The sequence below is a fragment of the Nocardioides albidus genome (assembly GCF_006335005.1).
Taxonomy (GTDB): domain Bacteria; phylum Actinomycetota; class Actinomycetes; order Propionibacteriales; family Nocardioidaceae; genus Nocardioides; species Nocardioides albidus.
On record NZ_VDMP01000023.1, the window covers coordinates 173,234 to 196,669 of the forward strand.

Here is a 23,436-nt window from a genome sequence, read left to right on the forward strand (position 1 = left end):
AGCCCTTTCTGGGCGGCTTGACGCGTCCACAACTTGGGAGTTCCGTGAGACCGGCTGGTCGACCTCACCAGCCCGCAGGTACCGAACGCGGGGCCGCGACTCAGTGCAACTCGGCCAGATCCCCGTCGACCAACACGACGGGCGGGTCGGGGTAGCACTCGCCGAGGACGGTGCCGTCGCTGGTGCGGAGCAACTCGACTCGGGTGGTGCCGTGTGGGGTGACGACCCGGGCCAGGCCGTGCGGGGTGATCCAGCGGTAGGCGGTCAGGCCGAGCTGGCGCACGTGGTAGCCGCCGCCTCCGTCGGGGAGGTGGCCGTGGGTCTTGATGCGGTGATGTCTTCGGGTCAGGGGAGCGGCGTTGTGGTCGCCGGTCTGGCCGGGTGGGCCGCCGCGGGCGGTCGGGACGTAGGGGGTCGGATGGTCCAGGTCGAGCCGGCCGCCGACGCCGGGGGCGCTGGTGGAGTGGGGGAAGACGTCGCCGCACGTGCGCTGGAGGGCTCGTTGTCGGACGACGGTGGGGTGCTCGTAGGAGTTCACGCTGGTGAGGCCGGCGAGGTCCAGCACGGGCTGGAGGGTGATGTCGTCGCGGCCGAGGAGCTCGGCGAGCTGCTCGAGCAGGAACGGGCCGAGCCCCTCGACCCGGGCCACGCCGGGGAGCAGGCCGGCCAGCGCGAGGGCGGACAGGTGCACGTGGACGATGGCCTTGCGCCGGCGGGTGGGCTTCGCCGGCGGCTCAGACGCCGGGGTGTCGTCGGTCGGAGCCGGCGCCGGCGCGGGGGAGGGTTCGTGGAGGCCGTCCAAGAATCGTGCCGCGGCGTGCGGGTCGGCCAGCAGGGCCAGCGCCTCGGCCCGGAGCTGGGCCCGGGTCGCGGGCTCCTCGTCCTCGGACCGGTCCTGGTGCGCCGCGAGGGCGTCGGCGAGGTCGTCGATGACGGCATCCAGCTCGGTCGCGGCTCCAGCGGGCAGCTTTGCGGCGAACCGGCGGGTGGCGGCCTCGCCGCCGGCGACGGGGTCGATGATCTCGCCGGGACGCGGCTTGGAGAGCCAGCAGCCGGTCTTCCTCGCGTCCTCGGCGACCCGGGCCCGGTGGGCCGCGAGGTCCGCCTCGATCACCTTGGCCTCGGCGATCCGCAGGATCCGGCCGGGGGACTCGTTCACCGCCGCGGCGACGGCGACGTCGACCAGCACCACCGCATCGCGGTCCAACTCCCGGGACATCACGGCGACCTTGCGCGCCAGCCACACCGGCATCCTCAGCTCGAGCACCAGGCTCCACAGCGACGGCAGGCGGTGGCGCAGGTCCAGCGCCGCCGCGGCGAGGTGGTGCGTGCTGATGTCACCGGCCTGGAAGGCGACGGCGAGCTCGGCGATGGACAGCTCGGCGACCTCGGGCGTGCCGTCGCCGCCGAGGCGGACCAGGCGATCCCCACCCCGCGCCACCGGTACGGCGCCCGGCCCGGACCGCGGGTCGTCGCCGTTGCGGTCACACCACGCCAGCGTCAGCAGCAGCTGGTCGACCTCCGCCTGACGCCGCTCGGACACGTTGGCCTCGGCGCGCGCCAGCAGCTGCGCCGCCGACAGCTCCGCGAGGTCCAGGTCCATGACCCCATCCGATCACCCACCCCCGACACAAACCCCGGGCCGCGAACCCCGGGCCGCGAACCCCGGCTGTGAACCCGGCCGCGAACCCCGGGCCACGAGCAGCCGACGCGACCGGCAATGGCATCAGCGGGCTATTCCCTTTCGCCGACCACGGTGCGAGTCTGAGCGATGGTGCCGGGTCCGTTCCGCCCGCGCTGCATCCCTCAGGGTTGTCACTGGAGGCGTCTCATGCCCACATCCAGCCGTCGTTCCGTCGCGAGCATCGTCGCGACGATCATCGTGGCCGCGCTCCTGCTCCCGCCGCCCGCGACAGCCGCGCCACAGCCTCGGCACGGCGACGACCGCGGTCTGGGCAAGCACGACCGTGAGCTGATCGCCGAGGCGCGGGCCAGCGGGAAGAGCACGGTGCAGCTGATCGTCGCGGCCGTGCCCGGATCCAGCAGTGACGTGGACGCGTCGGTGCGCAGGCTCGGCGGCAAGGTGCTCTACCGGGAGGACGACATCAGCTATCTGCGGGTGTCGATCGGGCTGGACCGCGCCGAGAGGGTGGCGGCGCTCTCCGGCGTCCGGGCCGTCGACGTCGACGAGGTCATCGCGCTCGACGACCCGAGGCCGCAGGGGCAGACCGCGCCCGATCCGCAGACACCGCCGGACGCCTCCACCCCGTCGGTCAATCCCTATCTGCCGACCGGGGACATCGGCTCGGCCCAGTTCGTGCAGGCCCACCCGACCTGGGACGGGCGCGGCGTCACGGTGGGCATCCTCGACACCGGGGTCGACCTCGCTCACCCGGCCCTCGCGACCACCACGACCGGCGAGCGCAAGATCGTCGACTGGGTGACGCAGACGGCGCCGACGGGCGACGAGGACCCGACCTGGCTCGACATGAAGACCGCCGTCACCGGCCCGACCTTCACCCAGGGCGGTTCGACGTACACGGCCCCCGGGGCGTCGGCGTACCGCTTCGCGACCTTCGACGAGCGGGACTCGCGCCTCGGCGGCGAGGTGGGCTCCGACGTCGACCGGGACGGCAACCCCGCGGGCAGCAGCGGGCTGTTCGGTGTCCTCTGGGACGTGGCGACCGACCAGGTGTGGGTCGACAGTGACCAGGACCTGTCGTTCGCCGACGAGACCGCGATGAGGAATTACAAGGTCGCCTACGACGTCGGCTACTTCGGCACTGACAACCCGGCGACGCCGGTCGCGGAGCGGATGCCCTTCGTGGTGCAGACCGACCCGAAGGCGAAGTTCGTCAACATCGGCATCGTGTCCGGCGCCCACGGCACCCACGTCGCCGGCATCACCGCCGGCAACAGCCTGCTCGGCGGGGCCATGAGCGGGGGCGCGCCCGGCGCCAAGATCGTCGCCGTCCGGGTCTGCCTGTTCATCTCCGGCTGCACGTCGCACGCGCTGATCGAGGGCATGGTCTATGCGGCCAAGACCGGCGCCGTCGACGTGATCAACATGTCCATCGGCGGCCTGCCCGCCCTCAACGACGCGAACAACGCGCGGGCCGTCCTCTACGACTCGCTGATCCAGAAGTACAACGTCCAGATGTTCATCTCCGCCGGCAACAGCGGCCCCGGCGAGAACACCATCGGCGACCCGGCCGTCGCGACCAAGGTGGTCAGCGTCGGATCCTTCATCGCCGACGCGACGTGGGAGGCCAACTACGGCTCGACCGCGCCCGCCGACGGCACCGACAACCTGCACCCGTTCTCGTCCCGCGGTCCTCGAGAGGACGGCGGCTTCGATCCCGACATCGTGGCTCCCGGCTCGGCGATCTCCACGACGCCGACGTGGCAGCCGGGTGGACCGGTGGCGGGGACCTACGACCTCCCGCCGGGCTACTCCATGTTCAACGGCACCTCGATGGCGTCCCCGCAGGCGGCCGGCGCCGGGGCGCTCCTGGTGAGTGCGGCGAAGGCGACCGGCGCCTCGCACAAGCCGGAGCAGCTGCGTCAGGCGATCCTCTCCTCGGCGCGCCACCTCAGCGAGTACGGCGCCTACGAGCAGGGGAACGGACTGGTCCGGGTGGCGGACGCCTGGTCCGTCCTGCAAGCCAACCCGCAGCCCGTCGCCATCAGCTCGTCGGTCCCGGTCGACACCGCGCTCGACCAGTTCCTCGCGACCCCTGGCGTCGGCCGCGGCATCCACGACCGCGAGGGCGTGACCCTGGGGACGCCGTACACGAGGACCTACACGTTCGTGCGGACCAGCGGCCCGAAGAGCGCCATCACCTACCAGCTGAGCTGGGTCGGGAACGACGGCACCTTCTCGAGCGCGTCGTCGATCTCCCTCCCGAAGGGCAGCCCCCGGACCCTGACGGTCTCGATCGACCCGTCGGAGTACGGCGCCCACTCGGCGGTCCTCAACCTCGACGATCCCGCCACCCCGGGCACCGACCACCAGACGATGAACGTGGTCGTGGTTCCCTACGACCTCGACGCGGCCGGCGGGTTCACGCAGACGTTCACCGACCAGGTGGCGCGCAACCAGGCCCGCAGCTACTTCGTCCGGGTGCCGGCGGGGGTCCCCGCGCTCAAGGTCGACTTCTCGGGACCGGACGGCACCCCGGGCACCGGTCAGGCCAGGTTCCTGCGGTTCCACCCGTACGGCGTCGGGATCGACAGCAACACGAGCACGGTCTGCTACTCGCCGGCAGTGCCGGGTGGCTCCTGCCCCGGTGGCGGCCCGAACTCGCGCACGACGTCGAACCCGACCGCCGGCGTCTGGGAGATCACCGTGGAGGCGCGCCGGACCTCCGACGCCCAGTTCACGCCGTACACCCTGACGGCCAGCATCCTCGGCGCCTCGGTGTCCCCGAACCCCGACGTGATCGCCTCCGCGAGCGTCGGCGTCCCTGTCGCCCGGTCCTACACCCTGACGAACCTGTTCGGTGCGTTCACCGGACGCGCCGTGGGCACGACCCTCGGCAGCGCGTTCCGCGGCCGGTTGACGATCGCCGACCTGCAGCAGGTGCAGCGGCAGGTCCAGGTGACCCCGGGGACGACCAGTCTGCGCGCGACGATCGGCAACCCGAGCGATCCCGCGGCCGACCTCGACCTGTTCGTCTTCAACTGCACGTCGGGCACCTGCGTGCTGACCGGCCAGTCCGCGGACGGCGACTCCGAGGAGTCCGTGACCGTCGCCAACCCGGCGGCCGGGACGTGGGTCGTCCTCGTCGACGGCTTCGCGGTCCCGGCAGGATCGACCGACTACGACTACGTCGACGTCTTCAGCAACCCGGCCTTCGGCTCGGTCGACATCACCGACGCCAACGCGCTGCGACCGGCCGGGGCGTCGTGGACCGTGCCGGGCACGGTGACGGCCGGCAGCGTGCCCGCAGCCGGACGCGTGCTGCTCGGCGCCGTCCAGGTGCGCACCGACACGAACACGCTGGTGGGGCAGGGAGACGTGGTGGTCGAGTCGGTCGTGCCCTGAGCGCCGGACGGCATGACCACTAGTCTCGGGACGTGGTCGACGGACTCCTCCTCGCCGCCGGCGCCGGTCGCCGGATGGGCATGCCCAAGGCGCTGGTCCGCGACGACGACGGCACACCCTGGCTGACCCGCTCGGTGCAGGTGCTCCGCGACGGCGGCTGCGCCCGGGTCCTGGTGGTGCTCGGCGCCGCAGCCGACGAGGCGATGCCGCTGCTCGACGGCCTGTCCGGCGTGACCACCGTCCGCTCCGAGGACTGGTCCTCGGGGATGGGGGCGTCCCTCGCGACCGGGCTGGCGGCGCTCGCCGCCGAGGACGCCGACGCCGCGCTCGTGCACCTCGTCGATCTCCCCGACGTCACGGCCGCTGTCGTCGGGCGGGTGCTCGACCAGGGCGGCGCCGCGCGGTCCGCACTGGCGCGGGCGTCGTACGACGGCGTGCCGGGCCACCCCGTGCTGCTGGGCCGCGACCACTGGGCCGGTGTCGTCGACAGCGCGTCGGGGGACCGGGGCGCCCGCGCCTACCTCGCCGACCACGACGTCCGGCTCGTCGAGTGCGGCGATCTGGCCACCGGGGCCGACGTGGACAGCCGGTGAGTTCGGCAGGTCTTGCCAACCTCACGCCAACGACGGCCGCCTAGCCTGGGTGACATGGACCCCCGTGTCGCCGATCTCGCCCGCCGCCTGGAGGAGACGGGATATCTCTGCGACGACGAGCTCGCGACGGTGCTCTTCCTGTCGCTGGAGATGTCGCGGCCGCTGCTGCTGGAGGGCGAGCCGGGGACGGGCAAGACGGCACTGGCCGAGGCGATCGCGCAGTCGCTGGACCGGCCGCTCATCCGGCTGCAGTGCTACGAGGGGATCGACGCCACCCAGGCGCTCTACGACTGGGACTTCCCGCGCCAGATCCTGCACCTGCGGGCGCTGGAGGCGATCTCCGGCGCCAACCGCGGGGACGTCGCCGAGGCCGAGAAGAGCCTGTACGACGAGCGCTTCCTGCTCGCGCGCCCGGTGCTGGCCGCGCTCCAGCAGAGCCCCGCGGTCCTGCTGATCGACGAGGTCGACCGGGCCGACGACGAGTTCGAGGCGTTCCTGCTCGAGGTGCTCTCGACCTTCCAGGTGACCATCCCCGAGCTCGGCACCGTCCAGGCCGCCACCCCTCCCACCGTCGTCCTCACCTCGAACCGCACCCGCGAGCTGCACGACGCGCTCAAGCGCCGCTGTCTCTACCACTGGATCGACCACCCGGGCCTGGAGCGGGAGGTCGCGATCGTGCGGTCCCGGGCGCCCGAGGTCGGCGCCGTGCTGGCGCGCCAGGTGGTCGAGGTCGTCCAGCAACTGCGCGCCGGCACCGACCTGCTCAAGCCGCCGGGTGTCGCCGAGACCCTCGACTGGGCCCGCGCCCTGCAGCACCTCGGCACCGCGGACCTCGACGTCGAGACCGCCGCGCGGACCCTCGGCGCGCTGGTGAAGTACCGCGACGACGCCGAGCGGGTTCGCGCCGCGCTCGACCGGATGCTGGCGAGATGACGACCACGCCCCTGGCCCACGAGCCCGACGAGATCCTGCTCGGCTTCACCACCGCCCTGCGCGCGGCCGGGGTGCCGGTGACCCAGGACCGCACCCGCGCCTACCTCGACGCCGTGGCGCTCGTCGGCCTCGGCGACCGGGCGGCGACCCGGTCGGCCGGGCGCGCCACGCTGTGCGCGACACCGGAGGACCTCGAGCGCCACGACCGCGTCTTCGACGAGTGGTTCCACCGCGACAACACCACGCCGACGCTGCGTCCCCGCACCGCCCAGCAGCACGCCTCGGCCGCCCTGCTGCCCGACGAGGACGGCGGTGCCGCCGGTCCGGACGACGACGAAGACCCGGTCCGCGCTGCCGCGACCGCCGCAGAGGTGCTCCGGCACCGCGACGTCGCCACCCTCGATCCGGTCGAGCGCGCCCGGCTGGCGGCGATGTTCTCCACCCTCCAGGTCACCCTCCCCACCCGGCCGACCGCCCGTCGTACCCCGCACCGGCGAGGCGACGTCGACGCCTCCCGCACCCTGCGCGCCAGCCTGCGCCGGATGGGGGAGCCCGCCGAGGTCCACCGGCGCCGACCGGCCACCCGGCCACGCCGTGTCGTCCTCCTCGTCGACGTGTCCGGGTCGATGAGCGGGTACGCCGACGCGTTGCTCCGACTCGCGCACCGGGTCGTGACCGCGGGCCCGAACGTCGAGGTCTTCAGCCTCGGCACCCGGCTGACCCGCCTGACCGCCGCCCTGCGGCGACGCGACCCGGACCGCGCCATCGCCGCCGCCGGCGACGCCGTCCCCGACTGGTCGGGCGGCACCCGGCTCGGCGAGACCCTCCAGGCCTTCCTCGACCGGCACGGCCGGCGGGGCATGGCCCGCGGCGCGGTCGTCGTCGTGTTCAGCGACGGCTGGGAGCGCGGCGACACCACGCTCCTCGCCGCGCAGGTCGACCGCCTGCACCGGCTCGCGCACGAGGTCATCTGGGTCAACCCGCATCGCGGCAAGGACGGCTACGCCCCCGTGCAGCAGGGCATCGTGGCCGTGCTGCCGCACGTCGACTCGTTCCTGGCCGGCCACTCGCTGGCGACGTTCGCAGAGCTGCTCGAGGAGGTCCGTCGTGCGTGAGGTGCTGCCCCAGCTGCTGGCCTGGTGGGAGGCCGGGGAGACCGTCGGCATGGGCACGGTCGTCGCCACCTTCCGCTCCGCGCCGCGTCCGCCGGGCGCCTCCATGCTGGTCGGCCCGGACGCCTCGGCGGTCGGGTCGGTCTCCGGTGGATGCGTGGAGGGTGCGGTCTACGACCTCGCCCAGCAGGTCACCGCCTCCGGGACGCCGACCCTCCAGCGCTACGGCGTCTCCGACGACGACGCCTTCGCCGTCGGCCTGACCTGCGGCGGGATCCTCGACGTCTACGTCGAGAAGGTGAACCGGCAGACCTTCCCCGAGCTCGCCGAGATCGCCGCGGACGTCGAGGCGGGTCGCCCGGTCGCGGTCGCCACCGTCGTCGACCACCCCGACCCGTCGTACGTCGGGCGCCGGGTGGTCATCCGCCCCGACGTGCCGCCGTCGGGGAGTCTGGGCAGTGCCCGGATCGACGACGCCGTGCGCGACGACGCGCTCGGCCTGCTGGCCGCCGGCCACAACGGCACCCTGACCTACGGCCCCGACGGCGAGCGGCGGGGCGAGGGCATGCGGGTCTTCGTGTGGGCCTTCGCGCCCGCGCCGCGGATGCTGGTGTTCGGCGCCATCGACTTCGCGGCCGCGGTCGCCCGGGTCGGGGGGTTCCTGGGCTATCGGGTGACGGTGTGCGACGCGCGGCCGGTGTTCGCCACGACCAGCCGGTTCCCCGGTGCCGACGAGGTGGTCGTCGAGTGGCCGCACCGCTATCTCGCCGCCGAGCAGGACGCCGGCCGGGTCGACGCCCGCACCGTGATCACCGTGCTCACCCACGACCCGAAATTCGACGTGCCGCTGTTGGAGGTGGCGCTGCGGCTGCCCGAGGTCGGGTACGTCGGCGCGATGGGCTCGCGGCGCACCCACGACGACCGCATGGAGCGTCTGCGCGAGGCCGGGCTGGGCGAGAAGGAGCTCGCCCGCCTGCACAGTCCCATCGGCCTCGACCTGGGCGCCCGCACCCCCGAGGAGACCGCCATCAGCATCGCCGCCGAGATCGTGGCCGGCCGGTGGGGCGGATCGGGTGAGCCGCTCGCCGTCCGGTCAGGGCGCATCCACACCTGAGCCTCGAGGCCGAGGGGGCATGTCACATTCCCGGAGCCCGTCTCGTCCACAGGTCAGGACCGGTCATCCGGCCGTCCGTCGAGAGCCCCAGGAAGGGACCCCATGCTTCCGCACGTCAACCTCACCAAGCTCGTGCCCGGCCTCTACGAGGCGCAGCTCGCCGCCGACAAGGCCGCTGACGAGGCGGCCACCGCCGCCGGTCTCGACCCGCTGCTCGTCGAGCTGGTCAAGATGCGCGCCTCACAGCTCAACGGCTGCGCGTTCTGCCTGCGCATGCACGCCCGGGACGCCATCGAGAAGGGCGAGAGCGCCGACCGCCTGGCCGTGGTCGCCGCCTGGTGGGAGACGCAGTACTTCACGCCCCAGGAGCAGGCGGCGCTGACCCTCGCCGAGCAGGTCACCCGGATCGGCGAGCTGCACACGACCCCCGCGCCCGGCGTCGACATCGACGCCGTCCTGGACGAGAAGCAGGTCGCGGCGGTCGTCGCTGTCGTGATCGCCATCAACACCTGGAACCGGATCGCGATCGCCAGCCACTACCCGGTCGCCCCCTGACGAAGGGAGTGATCCGCGTCACCCACCGGAGTAGGGTGCCGGCATGGACGAGCTCGACCAGCTGCGGCGTCGTGCGCTCGCCGCATGGACCACCTGGGTCGAGGAGGGCGGCGGCGCGGCCACGACCGTGCGGCCCGAGATCCTCGACAGCTGGGCCCGCTCCGGTGCCAGCGTCGCGCGCGACGTCGTCCAGGCTCCGCTCGCCGACGAGTCGGAGACGAGCTCGTTCTGGAAGGGCTCGCCGCTGCAGATCGCGGTCGAGCGGGTCGAGGACGAGCTGCGCCGCACCGCCGAGGACGGCGACCTCGTGCTCGCCGTCACCGACCCCGACACCCGGGTGCTGTGGACCTACGGCGGGCGGGTGATGCGCCGCAAGGCCGAGAGCGTCAACTTCGTGCCCGGTGGTCGCTGGGACGACCGCTCGGTCGGCACCAACGCGCTCGACCTCGCGAACCGGCTGGACCGGCCCTCGATGGTGTTCAGTGCCGAGCACTACGCGCCGATCGTGCACAACTGGGTCTGCTGGGCCGCGCCCCTGCACGACCCGGTCAGCGGCGCCAAGCTGGGGGTCCTCGACATCTCCACCACCTGGGACCGCACCCACCCGATCGGCCTGGCGACCGCGCGGGTGCTGGCCCGGCTCGTCGAGCAGGCGCTCCCGCGCACCCATCACTACGCCGCGTCGCCGGTCGAGGACGAGATCGCCGAGCCCGGCCTGGTGCTGAGCATCCTCGGCACCGCCGAGGCCCGCGTCGACGGTCAGCGGCTGCTGCTCAACCGCCGCCAGACCGAGATCCTCTCCCTGCTCGCGCTGCACCCCGACGGGCTCTCGCTCGACCAGCTCCACGCCATGCTCTACGGCGACCACGCGGTCACCTTCTCCACGCTCAAGGCCGAGGTGTCCCACCTGCGGTCCGCCCTGGCCGGCCAGCTCGCCTCGCGGCCCTACCGGCTGCTCATGCCGATCGCCACCGACGTCGACCACGTGCTCGCCCTGCTGCGTCGCGGAGAGGTGGCCGCCGCCGTGGAGGCCTACGGCGGCGACCTGCTGCCGGGCACGGAGAGCCCGGCGCTCGTCGAGATGGGGGAGTACGTCGCCGTCGCGGTCCGGGAGGCGCTGCTCGCCGACCCGCAGCCCGACGCGGTGCTGCACTACAGCGAGCTGGCGCCGTACGACACCGCGGTGCTCGAGGCATGCCTGGCCGAGCTCGGCCGCGAGGGCCGGATGCGCCACCCCGCCATCCCGCTCCTCAAGGCGCGGCTGGCCGTCGCCGACGCCTGATCAGCTCTCGATCCAGGCGCGGATCTCGTCGTTGTGCTGCCCGAGGGTGGGCGGCGCGATGTGCTGCTCGCGGCCGCCGGCGTAGGCGTTGTCGTCGAAGCGCAGGGTCGGCCCGGGGAGCTGGATGGAGCCCAGGGTGGGGTGATCGACGTCGATCAGCAGGCCCTGGGACAGGGTCTGGTCCCAGGCGTAGACGTCGTCGAGGGTGCGGACCTTCCCGGCGGGGACGCCGGCCTTGTCGAGCCGCTCGAGGACGTCCTCGGCGGAGACCGTGGACAGCAGGCCCTCGATCAGCTCGATGACGGCGTCGCGGTTGCGGACGCGCTCGGGATTGGTCGCCATGCCCTCGCGGCCCGGGTCGATGCCGAGCTCGGCGCACAGCGCCTGCCACCGCTTCTCCGAGCCGCACGCGATCTGCACGGGCGCGGTCGCGGTGGCGAACATGCCGTAGGGCGAGATCGACGGGTGGTGGCCGCCGGCGAGCCCGGGGACCTCCTTGGCGACGGTCCACTTGGTGCCCTGGAAGGCGTGCACGCCGATCATCCCGGCCAGCAGCGAGGTGTGCACGACCCGACCCCGGCCGGTGCGCTCGCGCTCGTAGAGGGCCGAGACGACGCCGTACGCGCCGTTCATCCCGGCCAGCAGGTCGGCGATCGGCACGCCGACCTTGGTCGGCTCGCTCAGCCCGGTCAGCGACATCAGGCCGCCCTCGCCCTGGGCGATCTGGTCGAAGCCGGAGCGCGTCGCCTCGGGCCCGTCGTGCCCGAAGCCGGTGATCTGCAGGACGATCAGACGCGGGTTGATCTCGTGCAGGCGCGAGACGGGGAACCCGAGCCGGTCGAGCACGCCGACCCGGAAGTTCTCCATCAGCACGTCCGCCCGCTCGACGAGCTTGGCCAGGACGTCCTGGTCGGCCGGGTCCTTGAGGTCGAGGGTGATCGACTCCTTGTTGCGGTTGGCCGAGAGGAAGTACGTCGACTCCCGCTCACCCTCCGCGGGGTCGATGAACGGCGGGCCCCACGTCCGGGTGTCGTCGCCGCCGGGACTCTCGACCTTGATCACCCGGGCGCCGAGGTCGCCGAGCATCATCGCCGCATGGGGGCCGGCGAGAGCGCGGGTGAGATCAAGGACCAGGACATCATCGAGAGGCGCAGACATGGCGCCACGCTATCGACATCGATCCGACTCGGACATAGCAGCACCTGCCAACCGGCACCGCCTGCGCCTGGACCACCGGGTTGGCACAATGCGTCCATGGAACCCACCCCCGCACTTTCCGAGGATCTGCTGCGTGCCGCCCCCAAGGTGCTGCTCCACGATCACCTCGACGGCGGACTGCGCCCGGCCACGATCATCGAGCTCGCGGCAGGTGTGGGACACGCTCTCCCCGAGACCAGCGCCGAGGCGCTCGCCCGGTGGTTCGCCGAGGCGGCCGACTCCGGCTCGCTCGAGCGCTACCTGGAGACGTTCGCCCACACCGTCGGGGTCATGCAGACGAGCGAGGCGCTGACCCGCGTCGCCCGCGAGTGCGTCGAGGACCTCGCCGCCGACGGGGTCGTCTACGCCGAGATCCGCTACGCCCCCGAGCTCCACGTCGAGGCCGGTCTCGACCTCGAGGACGTCGTCGCCGCCGTCCAGCAGGGCTTCGAGGAGGGCATGGCCGCGGTCTCGGCGTCGGGGGGACGGATCATCGTCCGGCACCTGCTCACCGCGATGCGCCAGGCCGCCCGCGCCATGGAGATCGCCGAGCTCGCGATCACCTGGCGCGACCGTGGCGTCGTGGGCTTCGACATCGCCGGGCCGGAGGCCGGCTACCCGCCCACCCGCTTCATCGACGCGTTCGAGTACCTCCAGCGGGAGAACTCCCACTTCACCATCCACGCCGGCGAGGGCTTCGGCCTCCCGTCGATCTGGGAGGCGGTGCAGTGGTGCGGCGCGGACCGGCTCGGCCACGGCGTGCGGATCGTCGACGACATCAAGGTGAGCGAGGACGGCGTCGCCGAGCTGGGTCGCCTGGCGTCGTACGTCCGCGACAAGCGGATCCCGCTCGAGATGTGCCCGTCGTCCAACGTGCAGACCGGTGCGGCGCCGTCGCTCGCCGAGCACCCGATCCGGCTGCTGGCCTCGTTGCGCTTCCGGGTCACGGTCAACACCGACAACCGGCTGATGAGCCGCACCACCCTGAGCCGGGAGTTCGGCCTGCTCGCCGAGACGTTCGGCTACGGCTGGTCGGAGATGGAGTGGCTGACCGTCAACGCGATGAAGTCCGCCTTCATCCCCTACGACGAGCGCTACCGGCTGATCACCGAGACCATCAAGCCGTGGTACGCCGAGCGCCGGGACTGACGCTCAGGACGGCCAGCCGGCCGGGTTGTTGATGTCGTCGCTGCTGCCCTCGCTGATCTTGGGCCAGTGGTTGTTCGGCAGGCCGTCGAACCCGGCGGTGAGGATCTCCCAGCTCTCCGAGGCCTGGGTCACCTGGTTCTTCCAGAAGGTCAGCAGCAGGACGGCGACGTCGCCGATCTTCTGGATGATCAGCGCGAACGCGTCGGCGATCGCGGGGATCCACGCGCCGAGCGCCTTGCCGACGTCGGCGAAGCTGCCGACCAGGGAGATCGCCGAGGTCGCGTAGTCGATGTAGTTGGTGATCAGGTCCAGCCACAGCTGGAGGATCCGGTCCGCGCCGTCACGGGTGAGGTCACCGCCGAGCTGGAGGTTGTTCGACAGCGCCAGCAGCGCGTCGCTCTGCTCGGTCGCGACGGTGGAGTAGGCGTTATAGGCCGGGCCCTCCCACGTGTTGCCGAGGCTGACGATGTCCTGGTTGAGCGTGGTCGACTGGTAGAGCGTGGCCTTCGCGGCGATGTACGCCTTGGAGTAGTCGATCAGCGAGAGTGGGTCACCGGCGAGCTCGCCGACGGCTCGGGCCACCTTGCCCCGCAGCTCGTTGATCCCCTTCTGGATCTCCGGCTGGATCTCGTCGTTCCACTTGTCGATCGCCTTCTCGGCCTCGCTCTCGCCCGGGATCAGCCTGCCGAGCTTGGCGAGCACGCTGTTCGCGGCGTCCTCGAGCTTGCCCGCGGCCCAGTTGGCCTTGTCGACGAGGTCGTCGATCATCTGCTCGGTCTTCTCTTCGACCTTGTCGACGAGCTCGTCGAAGGTCTGCGGTCCGTCAGTCATGGTGGTACCCCGACTCCTCGATCATCTTGTCCAGCTTCTGCGCGCTCGTCGCCGCCGTGGCGTCGGAGTCGTCGTACTCGTTGGCGCAGGAGACCAGCGCCGCGTCGAGGTAGGCGAAGCTGTAGCCCGCGTCGGTCAAGCAGTTCGCCATGTCGCTGGTCCACTCGTCGTACATCTCGCGGACGCCGGCGCTGCCGGCCATGAAGCCGAACTTCCAGCCCTGGCCGAAGCCGGGGCTGATGGCGGCGCGCACGGTGGCGACGTCGTCCTTCCGGTCGCTCCACACGGCGGCCTGGCGACGGAGGTTCTGCGACTGGACTGCGAAACTCATCGGTGGTCTCTCCTCTGGTAGGCGGCCGCGAAGGCCTGCTGGATCGCGGCGGCGACGTTGCTCGCCGACGCCTGGCGCAACCAGCCGGCGTCGGCGTCGAGCCGGCCACCGGCGCCCGACGCGTCGAGGACGACGCTCAGGCACTGGTTGTCGGACTCGCCCTGCTCGCCCCCGATCGGCACGACCCGGTGATCGTCGCGGGGCGGGGCACCGTGCTCCTCGAGGTCGCGCAACGCCTCGGCGACCAGCTCGCGCATCGGGCGGCGGGGCGGTGCGGTGACCCGGGCTGCGTGGGCCCGGCCGTCCGGGCCGATGCTCCGGGAGGCCGTCGGTCGGCCTTCGGCCACGGCGGCGAGGTAGGCCCGCTGCAGCTCGGCGTCCAGGGCGGTCGGCTCGCGGAGCTCGTCGGGCAGGTGGGCGAAGCTCGCGCTGACCACGCGGAGGTCGGCGTCGAGGTCGACCTGCAGCGGCGGCGCCGTGTTGACAGGAAGCGGAGGGTCGAGACTCATGTGCTCACTCTCGAGGGTGGCGGTCGGTGTCGGAGTCCTCGATTCCCCGGTTGCGCGGCGGTCAATCCTCGGTCGCCGGATTCGGTCACCCCGGTTTCGGCTTGCCGGGGCCGGACAGGATGGGGTTATGCGACCACTCGTTGCTCTCGGGCCGCTCGTCCTCGTGGGAGTCCTGTCGGCGTGCTCCGACCCGGCCGCGACGGTGGACGACGGGCCCGACGACGCCAGCTCCACCGGGGCGATGACCCGGGAGACCTGCGCGGCACTGGTGCCCGACGCGGTCTTCGCCGACCTCGGATGGGTGCCGACCGGCAGCGCGACGCCCGACGAGCTGACCTGCACCCGCGAGGCCACCGAGGGACAGGTGAGCGTCCAGCGACGGGCCCTGGCCTACACGGGTCCCGACGACCGTGCCGCCGCAGCCCGGACCGCCTGGGAGCAGCGCTGCGACGAGGTCGGCGCGATGGTCGACCGGGCCGCCGGGATCGCCCCGGAGGCCGCCGCGTCCTGTGCGCTGGTGGCCGATCGAGGTCCCGACAGCGTCCTGGTGCTCCGGACCGGTGACGACGACGTCCTCGAGATCCGGGTCGCGCCGCGGGCGGACACCCCGGTCGAGCGGATCGAGGCCGGGCTCAGGGCGCTCGCGACGGCCGCCACCGCGTCCTGATCCGAGCGCCGGCCGCCCTCAGACCACGAACCAGAAGTGGGACCAGCCGGCGATCCCGACGCGGTGCCCGGTCCACTGCTGCTCGCGCACGACCACCAGGCGCCCCGTCGCGGGATCGAAGACCTCGACCCCGCCCTCGACCGCTCCGACGGCGAGGGCGACGTGGCGGGGCAGCCACCGGTTGCCGACGTAGACGCCGACGGGCCGGCCGCGCACCTGCTCGCGCAGGACGTCGTACCCGATCGCCGGGCGGGGCCGGACGAGCACCGTCGCGATGTGCTCGCCCGTGAGCGAGCGCAACGCGTTGGCGACCGCCCACGGAGGCGTGCCCAGCGCGCGCGGCCACGGCATCTGGAGGCGGTCGCGCGGGCTGCGCGATGAGGTGAGGAGCCGGTGCTCGTCGGTGATGTCGCGCTCCGGGTCCTCCGGCCGCCACTCGGTCAGCAGGGCCCGCGCGCCGAGAACGCTGGCGGCTCCGCAGCTGCGGGCGTCGGGTTGACGCAGGCGGCTCGGTGGGAGGTCAGCGGGCCACCGCATGGTCGTCCTCCTGCTGGCCGGCGAGCTCGGCGAACGCCCGGTCGCCCGTGGCGACCCGACAGCCCACCTCGCTCGCCCGGCGCACGATCTGGCGCTGGGCGTGGGCAAGCGCCAGTCCGCGTCGCAGGAGGACGAGCGGCGGCTTGCGGTGCTCGCGCAGGTCGCGGGTCAGCCGGCGCCAGAAGGTGACGGCGGGGTGCTGGGTGACGCAGTACGCCTCCGCCAGGATCCCGGCCCGGCGGCACTCCTCGACGATCTCCGTCGCGAAGATCCCCTCCGCGCAGAACCGGGGCGCGCCGTGCAGGTCGAGCCGCTGACCGCCGGTCCGCCGGCTCTGCGAGATCGAGTAGACCGGCACCTCGGTCGCGCCGTTCGCGCACAGCTCGCTCAACGCGGCGAACGCGTCCTCGTGGTTCCAGGTGCCCGGGTGGTCCCAGTCGACGAGCCCCGCGTTGGCGCCGTCGGTGATGAGCGGCAGCCCCGGCTCGTCGCCGTCGCGGTAGAAGTCGTCGAGCCGCAGGGTCGGCCAGCCGCACGCCTTCGCGAGCCGCTCCGCGAGCCGGGACTTGCCGGACCCGGACGGGCCGGCGAGCACGATCACACGGGCACGAGTGGTCATGGGGGTCGAGTCTGCCGTACCGCCCCCGGGCGGGCGAGTCCACGGCTCGGCTCGGAACCGGCCGTGGCAGGCTGGACCGCGTGGAGCAGAGCGCGCGGGTGGCGTCGGTCGCACGCGAGGAGATGCATGCCTTCAGCAAGACCGTGCGGGACGAGCTCCTCCTCATCGAGGGCATGGGTGTGGCCGGCGACGCCCACGCGGGCACCCTCGTCCAGCACCGCTCCCGCAAGCGGCGCAACCCCAACGTGGTCAACCTGCGGCAGGTCCACCTCCTCCACGCCGAACTGCTCGAGGAGGCGCGCGCGGCCGGACACGACGTCGGTCCCGGATCGCTGGGGGAGAACATCCTCACCGCCGGCCTGGACGTCCTCGGCCTCCCCGTCGACACCCTCCTGCACATCGGCGACACGCGCCTGCGGGTCACCGGGCTGCGCAACCCGTGCCGTCAGATCGACGAGCTCTCCGCGGGCCTGCTCAAGGTCGTCGTCGCCCGCGCCGACGGCGTCGCCTCCGCCTCCGACGTCACGCTGGGACCCACGGGCGGCGCCGACAACGTCGACGGTCGGGCGATCGTCCGCAGGGCGGGCATCATGGCCGTCGTCGAGCGAGGCGGCGTCGTCCGACCCGGGATGCCGATCGGAGTCGAGCTGCCGCCCTCCGGCCAGCGCCGCCCGCTCGCTCCCGTCTGAGTGGTCGAGAGCAGACGTCGCGACGTCTCGCCCGCCTGTCCGCGGGTCAGATGCCGATCGGGTGCCAGACCGTCTTCTGCTCGACGAACGCGGTCATCGGCGCCAGGCCCGGCTCGGCCGACCAGTCCGGCTCGGCGTCCGGCGCGCGGCGTACCCGCGTGAGGTTGTCGGCCGCGGCCACCTCGAGCGAGGTCGCCAGGTCGGGTGAGCCCGCGACGCCGCACAGGTCGATCGCGTTGACGTCCATGTGCGAGGCGAGCCACGGACCCAGCACCGCTGCGTCGCCGGTGAGGATGTTGACCACGCCGCCGGGGACGTCGGAGGTGGCGAGCACCTCGGCGAAGGTCACGGCGGGCAGCGGGCGGGCGTACGACGACACGACCACCGCGACGTTGCCGGTCACGATCACCGGCGCGACGACGGAAACCAGGCCGAGCAGCGACGAGGACTGCGGCGCGAGGACGCCGACGACGCCGGTGGGCTCGGGAGCGGTGTGGTTGAAGAACGGGCCGGCCACCGGGTTGGCGTTGCCGATGACCTGGGCGAGCTTGTCGGCCCAGCCGGCGTACCAGACGAGGCGGTCGACGGCGGCGTCCACCTGGGCGCGCGCGGCCGCGGCGGAGGCGCCCTCGGACTGGCGCACGGCCTCCTCGAACTGGGGGCGGCGGTCCTCCATGACCTCGGCGATCCGATAGAGGATCTGGCCGCGGTTGTAGGCCGTGCGTGCGGACCAGGGCCCGAAGGCCTTGCGTGCGGCGACGACCGCGTCGCGCACGTCCTTGCGCGACGCGAGAGCGGCGTTGGCCACGAACCTCCCCTTGCTGTCGGTCACCTCGTAGGAGTGACCGGACTCCGAGCGCGGGAACGCGCCGCCGATGTAGAGCTTGTAGGTCTTGCGGACGTCGATCCGTGACGCAGCCATCAGAGGTCGCCTCCCTGGAGGTATGCGGCGAGGCCCTGGCGTCCGCCCTCGCGGCCGTAGCCGGACTCCTTGAACCCGCCGAACGGGCTGGCCGGGTCGAACTTGTTGAACGTGTTGGCCCACACCACCCCGGCGCGCAGCTGCGAGGCCATGTGCAGGATCCGGGAGCCCTTCTCGGTCCACACGCCGGCGGAGAGGCCGTACGGCGTGTTGTTGGCCTTCTCCACGGCCTCGGCCGGGGTGCGGAAGGTCAGCACGGACAGGACCGGTCCGAAGACCTCCTCGCGCGCGATCCGGTGGGCCTGGGTGACGCCGGTGAAGACCGTCGGCGGGAACCAGAACCCGGACGACGGCAGGTCGCACGCAGGCGCCCAGCGCTCGGCGCCCTCGGCCTCGCCGACGTCGGAGAGCTCGCGGATCCGGGCCAGCTGCTCCGACGAGTTGATCGCGCCGATGTCGGTGTTCTTGTCGAGCGGGTCGCCCACGCGCAGGGTGCCCATCCGCCGCTTCAGCCGGGCGAGCACCTCGTCGGCCACGGACTCCTGCACCAGCAGGCGCGAGCCGGCGCAGCACACGTGCCCCTGGTTGAAGAAGATGCCGCTGACGATGCCCTCGACCGCCTGGTCGATGGGGGCGTCGTCGAAGACGATGTTGGCGGCCTTGCCGCCGAGCTCGAGGGTGACCCTCTTGTCGGAGCCGGCGACCGTGCGGGCGATCGCCTTGCCGACCTCGGTCGAGCCGGTGAAGGCGACCTTGTCGACATCGGGGTGCGCCACGATCGCCTGACCGGTCGCGCCCGCACCGGTGACGATGTTGACGACGCCCGGCGGGAGGTCGGCCTGCTGGCAGATCTCCGCGAACAGCAGTGCCGTCAGAGGCGTGGTCTCGGCCGGCTTGAGGACGACGGTGTTGCCGCACGCCAGGGCCGGGGCGACCTTCCACGCCAGCATCAGCAGGGGGAAGTTCCACGGGATGACCTGGCCGGCGACGCCCAACGGCCGGGGGTTCGCGCCGAGGCCGGCGTACTCGAGCTTGTCGGCCCAGCCGGCGTAGTAGAAGAAGTGGGCGGCGACGATCGGCACGTCGACGTCGCGGCTCTCCTTGATCGGCTTGCCGTTGTCGATCGACTCCAGCACGGCGAGCTCGCGTCCGCGCTCCTGGATGATCCGGGCGATGCGGAAGAGGTACTTCGCGCGCTCCCGGCCCGACATCCGCGACCAGCCCCGGAACGCACGGCGGGCCGCGCGGACCGCGAGGTCGACGTCCGCCTCGGACGCCTCGGCGACCTCGGCGAGGGTCTCCTCGGTGGCGGGGTTGATCGTCTTGAACGAGGAGCCCTGCCCGTCGACGAAGTCGCCGTCGACGAACAGGCCGTACGACGGCTTGATGTCGACGATGCTCCGGGACTCGGGGGCGGGTGCGTACTCGAAGCCGCCGGTGGTTGAGCTTGTCGAAGCCATGTCTCAGTCCAGGGTGAAGTAGTCGGGACCGCTGTAGCGGCCGGTGGTCATCTTCGTGCGCTGCATGAGCAGGTCGTTGAGCAGCGTCGAGGCGCCGAAGCGGAACCAGTCCGGGTCCAGCCAGTCGTCTCCGGCGACCTCGTTGACCATCACGAGGTACTTGATGGCGTCCTTGGCGGTGCGGATGCCGCCCGCCGGCTTCACGCCGATCTGCACGCCGGTGGCCTCGCGGAAGTCGCGGACGGCCTCGAGCATGACCAGGGTGACCGGCAGCGTCGCCGCCGGCTGGACCTTGCCGGTGGAGGTCTTGATGAAGTCGGCCCCGGCGAGCATCGCCAGCCACGACGCGCGGCGGACGTTGTCGTAGGTCTGCAGCTCGCCGGTCTCGAAGATCACCTTCAGGTGGGCGTGCGAGCCGTCGGGCCGCACGCACGCCTCGCGGGTCGCCACGATCTCCTCGAAGACCTGCAGGTAGTGGCCGGCCAGGAAGGCGCCCCGGTCGATCACCATGTCGATCTCGTCGGCCCCGTTGGCGACCGCGTCACGCGTGTCGGCCAGCTTGACCGGCATCGACGCGCGCCCGCTGGGGAACGCCGTCGCGACGGCGGCGACGTTGACCTCGGAGCCGACGATCGCCTTCACCTCGCCGACCAGGTCGCCGTAGACGCACACGGCGGCGACCGACGGGCAGCTCGGGTCCGCCGGGTCGGGGCGCAGCGCCTTGCTCGCCAACGCCCGCACCTTGCCCGGAGTGTCCTGGCCCTCCAGCGTGGTCAGGTCGACCATCCGGATCGCCAGGTCCAGGGCCCACGCCTTGGCGGTCGTCTTGATCGAGCGGGTGCCGAGACCGGCAGCACGGGCCTCGGCGCCGACCTGGTCCACGCCCGGCAGACCGTGCAGGAAACGGCGCAGCGACGCCTCGCTCGCCGTCACTTCGGAGTACGCCGCGAGGGCGGTGGTCGGCATTGCCTCAGCATAGAGTCGGGGACCGTGCAGAACGAAGGTGTCGGCAAGGTCGAGCGCTACAGCTCCGGTGGGCTCGTGATGGGGATCGTCGGACTGGTGCTCCTGGCCGCCGTGATGATCTACGGCATCGCCGACCCCGAGGCCGGGTTCGCCCCGTGGGCCTACCCGTTCTGCCTCCTGCTCGGCGTGCTGACCTGGATGGTGATGATCCGGCCGGCGGTGCGCCTGCACGGCGACGAGATCGAGCTGCGCAACCCGCTGCACACCCGCTGGGTGCCGTTCGCCGTGATCACCTCGGTCGAGATCGCCCAGGTGACGATCCTGAGGTCGGGCGAGGAGAGGTACGTCGGCAGCGGGTTCGGGCGCACCAGGCGCACCATCCGCAGCGACAGCCGGGCGGCCCACGACACGCCGCTGGAGAAGCGGTCCACCGCCTGGCTGATCGAGGACAAGATCGAGCGCCGGATCGCGGCCGCCCGCGAGCGTCGTACGACGGGAGATGCGGTCCCCGGGGTGCGGCACGCCTGGGCGTGGCCGGAGATCGCCCTGCTCGGCGTCCTCGCCGCGGCGACGGTGGTCACGGCCCTCGTCGGCTGACCGTTGCGCCCCGTTCGTAGGCTGCACCCCATGCAGACCCGTGTCCGGCTCGCCGCCGCCGCCCTCCTGTCGCTGTCCGTCCTCGCCACCAGTGCGTGCGGTGACGACGACGAGAAGGCCGCCGACGGAGCGTCCGCCAGCCCGTCGGCCAGTTCGTCGGCCGATTCGTCGGCCAGCCCCTCCGCGGAGGCCGCTCCCGCGGGCGACGAGTGCACCGCCGAGGACATCGCGGTCGAGGGCGACTTCGGCGCCACGCCGACCATCACGATCCCCGAGGACTGCGCCGCGCCGACCACCCTGCTCACCAAGGACCTCGTGACGGGCTCCGGGCCGGCGGCCGAGAACGGCGACACGGTCGAGACGAACTACCACCTCGTGACCTGGTCGGACAAGCAGGTGCTCGACAGCTCCTTCGAGCGCGGCGAGACGTTCCCGCTCGAGGACCTGGGCAACGCACCGGTCATCGACGGCTGGAACCAGGGCCTGATCGGCGTCCAGAAGGGCACCCGCCGCCTGCTCGTCGTCCCGCCGGAGCTCGGCTACGGCCAGGGCGGCAACGGCGTCGCGCCGAACGAGACGCTGGTCTTCGTCGTCGACGCGGTCTCCGTCAGCTGACGATCGCCGACGACCGGGGTCAGATCCGCGCGGCGAGGGCGATGTCGGCGCGCAGCGCGGTCAGCCGCGTCGCGGCCTCGGCGCGGGCGAGGGGGACGTCGGCGTCGAGGACGGGAACGACCACCTCGAGATAGCACTTGAGCTTGGGCTCGGTGCCGCTCGGGCGCACGACGACCCGGCTGCCGTCCTCCGTGCGGTAGCGCAGCCCGTCGGTCGGCGGCAGCCCGCCCGCGCCCGTGGCGAGGTCGTCGGCGGTCGTGACGGGCGAGCCGCCGAGCGAGGTCGGCGGCTCGGCGCGCAGCCGCTCCATCGCCGCCGCGATCTCGCCGAGGTCGGTGACCCGCACCGACAGCTGGTCGGTGGCGTGCAGGCCGTGGGCGACGGCGAGGTCGTCGAGCAGGTCGAGGAGGGTGCGCCCGGCTGCCTTTGCCTCGGCGGCGATCTCGCACAGCAGCAGGGCGGCGGACACGCCGTCCTTGTCGGAGACGTGGTCCGGGTCGACGCAGTAGCCGAGCGCCTCCTCGTAACCGAACACCAGCCCCGGGACCCGGGAGATCCACTTGAAGCCGGTCAGCGTCTCGGCGTACCTCTGGCCGGCGGCTTCGGCCATCCGGCCCAGCAGGGAGGACGACACGATCGAGGCGGCGTAGACGCCCTCGCGGCCGTTGCGGAGCAGGTGATCGGCCAGCAGGGCGCCGACCTCGTCGCCGCGCAGCATCCGCCAGGTGCCGTCCGGCCCGGCGACGGCGGCCGCGCACCGGTCGGCGTCGGGGTCGTTGGCGATGACGATGTCGGCACGGGTCCGCTCGGCCAGCGCCACCGCGCGGTCGATCGCGCCGGGCTCCTCCGGATTGGGGAAGGCGACCGTCGGGAAGTCCGGGTCCGGCGCCTCCTGCTCGGCCACGATCTGCGGCGCCTCGAATCCCGCGGTCTCCAGCACCGCGGGGAGGGCTCCGCCCCCCACACCGTGCAGCGGGGTGTAGACGATCGTGAGGTCCCGAGGGCCGTCCCCGGCGAGCGCGGCGACGGTGTCGAGGTAGGCGTCGACGATCCCGTCGTCGAGGACCCGGCCGCCCGTCGTCCCCAGCGGCACCCGGCGCACCGACTCCAGGTTGCCGACGGTCGCGATCCGCGCGGCGATCTCGCCGTCGGCCGGCGGCACGATCTGGCTGCCGTCGCCCAGGTAGACCTTGTAGCCGTTGTCCTCCGGCGGGTTGTGGCTCGCCGTCACCATCACGCCGGCCGCGCACCCCAGCTCGCGGATCGCGAACGCCAGCAGCGGAGTCGGCAGCGGACGGGGGAGCAGGAGCGGCTTGAGCCCGGCGCCGGCCATCACCTCGGCCGTGTCGCGGGCGAAGACATCGGAGTTGTGCCGGGCGTCGTACCCGATGACGACGGCGCTGCCGGACGTCGTCCCCGTGTCGCGGAGGTACGCCGCCAGGCCGGCCGCGGCCCGGATCACCACGATCCGGTTCATCCGGTTGGGCCCGGCCCCGAGAGCGCCGCGCAGCCCCGCCGTGCCGAACTCCAGCGTGCCGCGGAAGCGGTCGGCGAGGTCGGCGCGGGCACCGCCGTCGCCGGCCTCGACCGCGGCCATCACCCGCACGAGCTCGTCGCGGGTGTGGACGTCGGGATCCTCGGCGAGCCACGACTGGGCCCGGGCGAGCAGGACGTCGGTGTCAGGCGTGGTCACCGGGCCACCGTAGCCGGG

General features: G+C 72.7%; 23 protein-coding genes. 12 read left to right on the forward strand and 11 right to left on the reverse strand.

Features of this window, described 5'->3' with window-relative positions; all coding sequences use genetic code 11:
- Positions 1-100: 100 nt before the first annotated feature.
- Complete coding sequence (locus FHP29_RS10535; protein WP_139622821.1) at positions 101-1,603, reverse strand: hypothetical protein; 1,503 nt, start codon at positions 1,601-1,603, stop codon at positions 101-103.
- 228 nt (positions 1,604-1,831) lie between these two features.
- Between FHP29_RS10535 and FHP29_RS10540 the strand changes: the two genes are divergently transcribed.
- The 7 genes from FHP29_RS10540 to FHP29_RS10570 all read left to right on the forward strand — a co-directional run bounded on the left by FHP29_RS10540 (position 1,832) and on the right by FHP29_RS10570 (position 10,636).
- Positions 1,832-5,047, forward strand: coding sequence for a S8 family serine peptidase (locus tag FHP29_RS10540; protein WP_139622822.1), 3,216 nt, complete (start codon positions 1,832-1,834; stop codon positions 5,045-5,047).
- Between the two features lie 32 nt (positions 5,048-5,079).
- A complete protein-coding gene (locus FHP29_RS10545; protein ID WP_139622823.1) occupies positions 5,080-5,640 on the forward strand; it encodes a nucleotidyltransferase family protein in 561 nt (186 codons plus the stop codon).
- A gap of 54 nt (positions 5,641-5,694) precedes the next feature.
- Positions 5,695-6,573, forward strand: a complete 879-nt coding sequence (locus tag FHP29_RS10550; RefSeq protein WP_139622824.1) for an AAA family ATPase — start codon at positions 5,695-5,697, stop codon at positions 6,571-6,573.
- Positions 6,570-7,688: a vWA domain-containing protein gene (locus FHP29_RS10555; RefSeq protein ID WP_139622825.1), complete on the forward strand. Its 1,119-nt coding sequence runs from the start codon at positions 6,570-6,572 to the stop codon at positions 7,686-7,688. The genes FHP29_RS10550 and FHP29_RS10555 overlap by 4 nt, the downstream gene beginning before the upstream one ends.
- Entirely contained in the window at positions 7,681-8,799 is a 1,119-nt protein-coding gene (locus tag FHP29_RS10560) for an XdhC family protein (protein WP_139622826.1), read from the forward strand. Before FHP29_RS10555 ends, FHP29_RS10560 begins: the two co-directional genes overlap by 8 nt.
- A gap of 102 nt (positions 8,800-8,901) precedes the next feature.
- On the forward strand, positions 8,902-9,354 hold the full coding sequence (locus tag FHP29_RS10565) for a carboxymuconolactone decarboxylase family protein (protein ID WP_139622827.1): 453 nt from the start codon (positions 8,902-8,904) through the stop codon (positions 9,352-9,354).
- Between the two features lie 43 nt (positions 9,355-9,397).
- Positions 9,398-10,636, forward strand: coding sequence for a sigma-54-dependent transcriptional regulator family protein (locus FHP29_RS10570; protein ID WP_139622828.1), 1,239 nt, complete (start codon positions 9,398-9,400; stop codon positions 10,634-10,636).
- Here FHP29_RS10570 and FHP29_RS10575 read toward each other — a convergent pair whose 3' ends face one another.
- Positions 10,637-11,794 carry a CaiB/BaiF CoA transferase family protein gene (locus tag FHP29_RS10575; RefSeq protein WP_139622829.1) on the reverse strand — a complete coding sequence of 386 codons (1,158 nt, stop codon included), beginning with the start codon at positions 11,792-11,794 and terminating at the stop codon, positions 10,637-10,639.
- Between the two features lie 96 nt (positions 11,795-11,890).
- Here FHP29_RS10575 and FHP29_RS10580 point away from each other — a divergent pair, with 96 nt between their 5' ends.
- Positions 11,891-12,982 carry an adenosine deaminase gene (locus FHP29_RS10580; protein WP_139622830.1) on the forward strand — a complete coding sequence of 364 codons (1,092 nt, stop codon included), beginning with the start codon at positions 11,891-11,893 and terminating at the stop codon, positions 12,980-12,982.
- A 3-nt stretch (positions 12,983-12,985) separates the two neighbouring features.
- On the opposite strand, the gene FHP29_RS10585 is transcribed toward FHP29_RS10580, so the two are convergent.
- Genes FHP29_RS10585 through FHP29_RS10595 form a run of 3 tightly spaced genes read right to left on the reverse strand, consistent with a single transcriptional unit; the run spans position 12,986 to position 14,653 of the window.
- The gene (locus FHP29_RS10585) at positions 12,986-13,813 is read right to left on the reverse strand and encodes a hypothetical protein (RefSeq protein ID WP_139622831.1); all 828 of its coding nucleotides are present in this window, start codon (positions 13,811-13,813) and stop codon (positions 12,986-12,988) included.
- Positions 13,806-14,144, reverse strand: coding sequence for a hypothetical protein (locus tag FHP29_RS10590; protein ID WP_139622832.1), 339 nt, complete (start codon positions 14,142-14,144; stop codon positions 13,806-13,808). The genes FHP29_RS10585 and FHP29_RS10590 overlap by 8 nt, the downstream gene beginning before the upstream one ends.
- On the reverse strand, positions 14,141-14,653 hold the full coding sequence (locus tag FHP29_RS10595; protein ID WP_139622833.1) for a hypothetical protein: 513 nt from the start codon (positions 14,651-14,653) through the stop codon (positions 14,141-14,143). The genes FHP29_RS10590 and FHP29_RS10595 overlap by 4 nt, the downstream gene beginning before the upstream one ends.
- A gap of 127 nt (positions 14,654-14,780) precedes the next feature.
- Here FHP29_RS10595 and FHP29_RS10600 point away from each other — a divergent pair, with 127 nt between their 5' ends.
- A complete protein-coding gene (locus tag FHP29_RS10600; protein ID WP_139622834.1) occupies positions 14,781-15,320 on the forward strand; it encodes a hypothetical protein in 540 nt (179 codons plus the stop codon).
- Positions 15,321-15,338: 18 nt separating this feature from the next.
- Here the strand turns inward: FHP29_RS10600 and FHP29_RS10605 are convergent, their stop codons facing one another.
- Positions 15,339-15,857 carry a hypothetical protein gene (locus FHP29_RS10605; protein ID WP_139622835.1) on the reverse strand — a complete coding sequence of 173 codons (519 nt, stop codon included), beginning with the start codon at positions 15,855-15,857 and terminating at the stop codon, positions 15,339-15,341.
- Positions 15,841-16,476, reverse strand: a complete 636-nt coding sequence (locus tag FHP29_RS10610; protein WP_139622836.1) for a uridine kinase family protein — start codon at positions 16,474-16,476, stop codon at positions 15,841-15,843. Before FHP29_RS10610 ends, FHP29_RS10605 begins: the two co-directional genes overlap by 17 nt.
- 80 nt (positions 16,477-16,556) lie before the next feature.
- On the opposite strand from FHP29_RS10610, the gene FHP29_RS10615 reads away from it, so the two are divergent.
- A complete protein-coding gene (locus FHP29_RS10615; RefSeq protein WP_240044434.1) occupies positions 16,557-17,165 on the forward strand; it encodes an MOSC domain-containing protein in 609 nt (202 codons plus the stop codon).
- Positions 17,166-17,211: 46 nt separating this feature from the next.
- Here FHP29_RS10615 and FHP29_RS10620 read toward each other — a convergent pair whose 3' ends face one another.
- The 3 genes from FHP29_RS10620 to deoC are packed head-to-tail and all read right to left on the reverse strand — an operon-like array spanning position 17,212 to position 20,513.
- On the reverse strand, positions 17,212-18,087 hold the full coding sequence (locus FHP29_RS10620) for an aldehyde dehydrogenase family protein (protein ID WP_139622837.1): 876 nt from the start codon (positions 18,085-18,087) through the stop codon (positions 17,212-17,214).
- Entirely contained in the window at positions 18,087-19,547 is a 1,461-nt protein-coding gene (locus tag FHP29_RS10625; RefSeq protein ID WP_139622838.1) for an aldehyde dehydrogenase family protein, read from the reverse strand. The genes FHP29_RS10620 and FHP29_RS10625 overlap by 1 nt, the downstream gene beginning before the upstream one ends.
- 3 nt (positions 19,548-19,550) lie before the next feature.
- Positions 19,551-20,513: a deoxyribose-phosphate aldolase gene (deoC, locus tag FHP29_RS10630; protein WP_139622839.1), complete on the reverse strand. Its 963-nt coding sequence runs from the start codon at positions 20,511-20,513 to the stop codon at positions 19,551-19,553.
- Between the two features lie 24 nt (positions 20,514-20,537).
- Between deoC and FHP29_RS10635 the strand changes: the two genes are divergently transcribed.
- Both FHP29_RS10635 and FHP29_RS10640 read left to right on the forward strand, forming a co-directional pair.
- Positions 20,538-21,110 carry a hypothetical protein gene (locus FHP29_RS10635; RefSeq protein WP_139622840.1) on the forward strand — a complete coding sequence of 191 codons (573 nt, stop codon included), beginning with the start codon at positions 20,538-20,540 and terminating at the stop codon, positions 21,108-21,110.
- A gap of 30 nt (positions 21,111-21,140) precedes the next feature.
- A complete protein-coding gene (locus tag FHP29_RS10640) occupies positions 21,141-21,725 on the forward strand; it encodes an FKBP-type peptidyl-prolyl cis-trans isomerase (RefSeq protein ID WP_139622841.1) in 585 nt (194 codons plus the stop codon).
- Between the two features lie 19 nt (positions 21,726-21,744).
- Here the strand turns inward: FHP29_RS10640 and FHP29_RS10645 are convergent, their stop codons facing one another.
- Positions 21,745-23,418, reverse strand: a complete 1,674-nt coding sequence (locus tag FHP29_RS10645) for a phospho-sugar mutase (protein ID WP_240044435.1) — start codon at positions 23,416-23,418, stop codon at positions 21,745-21,747.
- Positions 23,419-23,436 lie beyond the last annotated feature (18 nt).

What these genes read in the sequence shown, in the direction of transcription:
- deoC (WP_139622839.1), bottom strand. Translation starts at nt 20,513, where the DNA reads ATGCCGACCACCGCCCTCGCGGCGTACTCCGAAGTGACGGCGAGCGAG.
- FHP29_RS10575 (WP_139622829.1), bottom strand. Translation starts at nt 11,794, where the DNA reads ATGTCTGCGCCTCTCGATGATGTCCTGGTCCTTGATCTCACCCGCGCT.
- FHP29_RS10625 (WP_139622838.1), bottom strand. Translation starts at nt 19,547, where the DNA reads ATGGCTTCGACAAGCTCAACCACCGGCGGCTTCGAGTACGCACCCGCC.
- FHP29_RS10605 (WP_139622835.1), bottom strand. Translation starts at nt 15,857, where the DNA reads ATGCGGTGGCCCGCTGACCTCCCACCGAGCCGCCTGCGTCAACCCGAC.
- FHP29_RS10600 (WP_139622834.1), top strand. Translation starts at nt 14,781, where the DNA reads ATGCGACCACTCGTTGCTCTCGGGCCGCTCGTCCTCGTGGGAGTCCTG.
- FHP29_RS10580 (WP_139622830.1), top strand. Translation starts at nt 11,891, where the DNA reads ATGGAACCCACCCCCGCACTTTCCGAGGATCTGCTGCGTGCCGCCCCC.
- FHP29_RS10590 (WP_139622832.1), bottom strand. Translation starts at nt 14,144, where the DNA reads ATGAGTTTCGCAGTCCAGTCGCAGAACCTCCGTCGCCAGGCCGCCGTG.
- FHP29_RS10550 (WP_139622824.1), top strand. Translation starts at nt 5,695, where the DNA reads ATGGACCCCCGTGTCGCCGATCTCGCCCGCCGCCTGGAGGAGACGGGA.
- FHP29_RS10610 (WP_139622836.1), bottom strand. Translation starts at nt 16,476, where the DNA reads ATGACCACTCGTGCCCGTGTGATCGTGCTCGCCGGCCCGTCCGGGTCC.
- FHP29_RS10585 (WP_139622831.1), bottom strand. Translation starts at nt 13,813, where the DNA reads ATGACTGACGGACCGCAGACCTTCGACGAGCTCGTCGACAAGGTCGAA.
- FHP29_RS10555 (WP_139622825.1), top strand. Translation starts at nt 6,570, where the DNA reads ATGACGACCACGCCCCTGGCCCACGAGCCCGACGAGATCCTGCTCGGC.
- FHP29_RS10570 (WP_139622828.1), top strand. Translation starts at nt 9,398, where the DNA reads ATGGACGAGCTCGACCAGCTGCGGCGTCGTGCGCTCGCCGCATGGACC.
- FHP29_RS10640 (WP_139622841.1), top strand. Translation starts at nt 21,141, where the DNA reads ATGCAGACCCGTGTCCGGCTCGCCGCCGCCGCCCTCCTGTCGCTGTCC.
- FHP29_RS10595 (WP_139622833.1), bottom strand. Translation starts at nt 14,653, where the DNA reads ATGAGTCTCGACCCTCCGCTTCCTGTCAACACGGCGCCGCCGCTGCAG.
- FHP29_RS10540 (WP_139622822.1), top strand. Translation starts at nt 1,832, where the DNA reads ATGCCCACATCCAGCCGTCGTTCCGTCGCGAGCATCGTCGCGACGATC.
- FHP29_RS10620 (WP_139622837.1), bottom strand. Translation starts at nt 18,087, where the DNA reads ATGGCTGCGTCACGGATCGACGTCCGCAAGACCTACAAGCTCTACATC.
- FHP29_RS10565 (WP_139622827.1), top strand. Translation starts at nt 8,902, where the DNA reads ATGCTTCCGCACGTCAACCTCACCAAGCTCGTGCCCGGCCTCTACGAG.
- FHP29_RS10535 (WP_139622821.1), bottom strand. Translation starts at nt 1,603, where the DNA reads ATGGACCTGGACCTCGCGGAGCTGTCGGCGGCGCAGCTGCTGGCGCGC.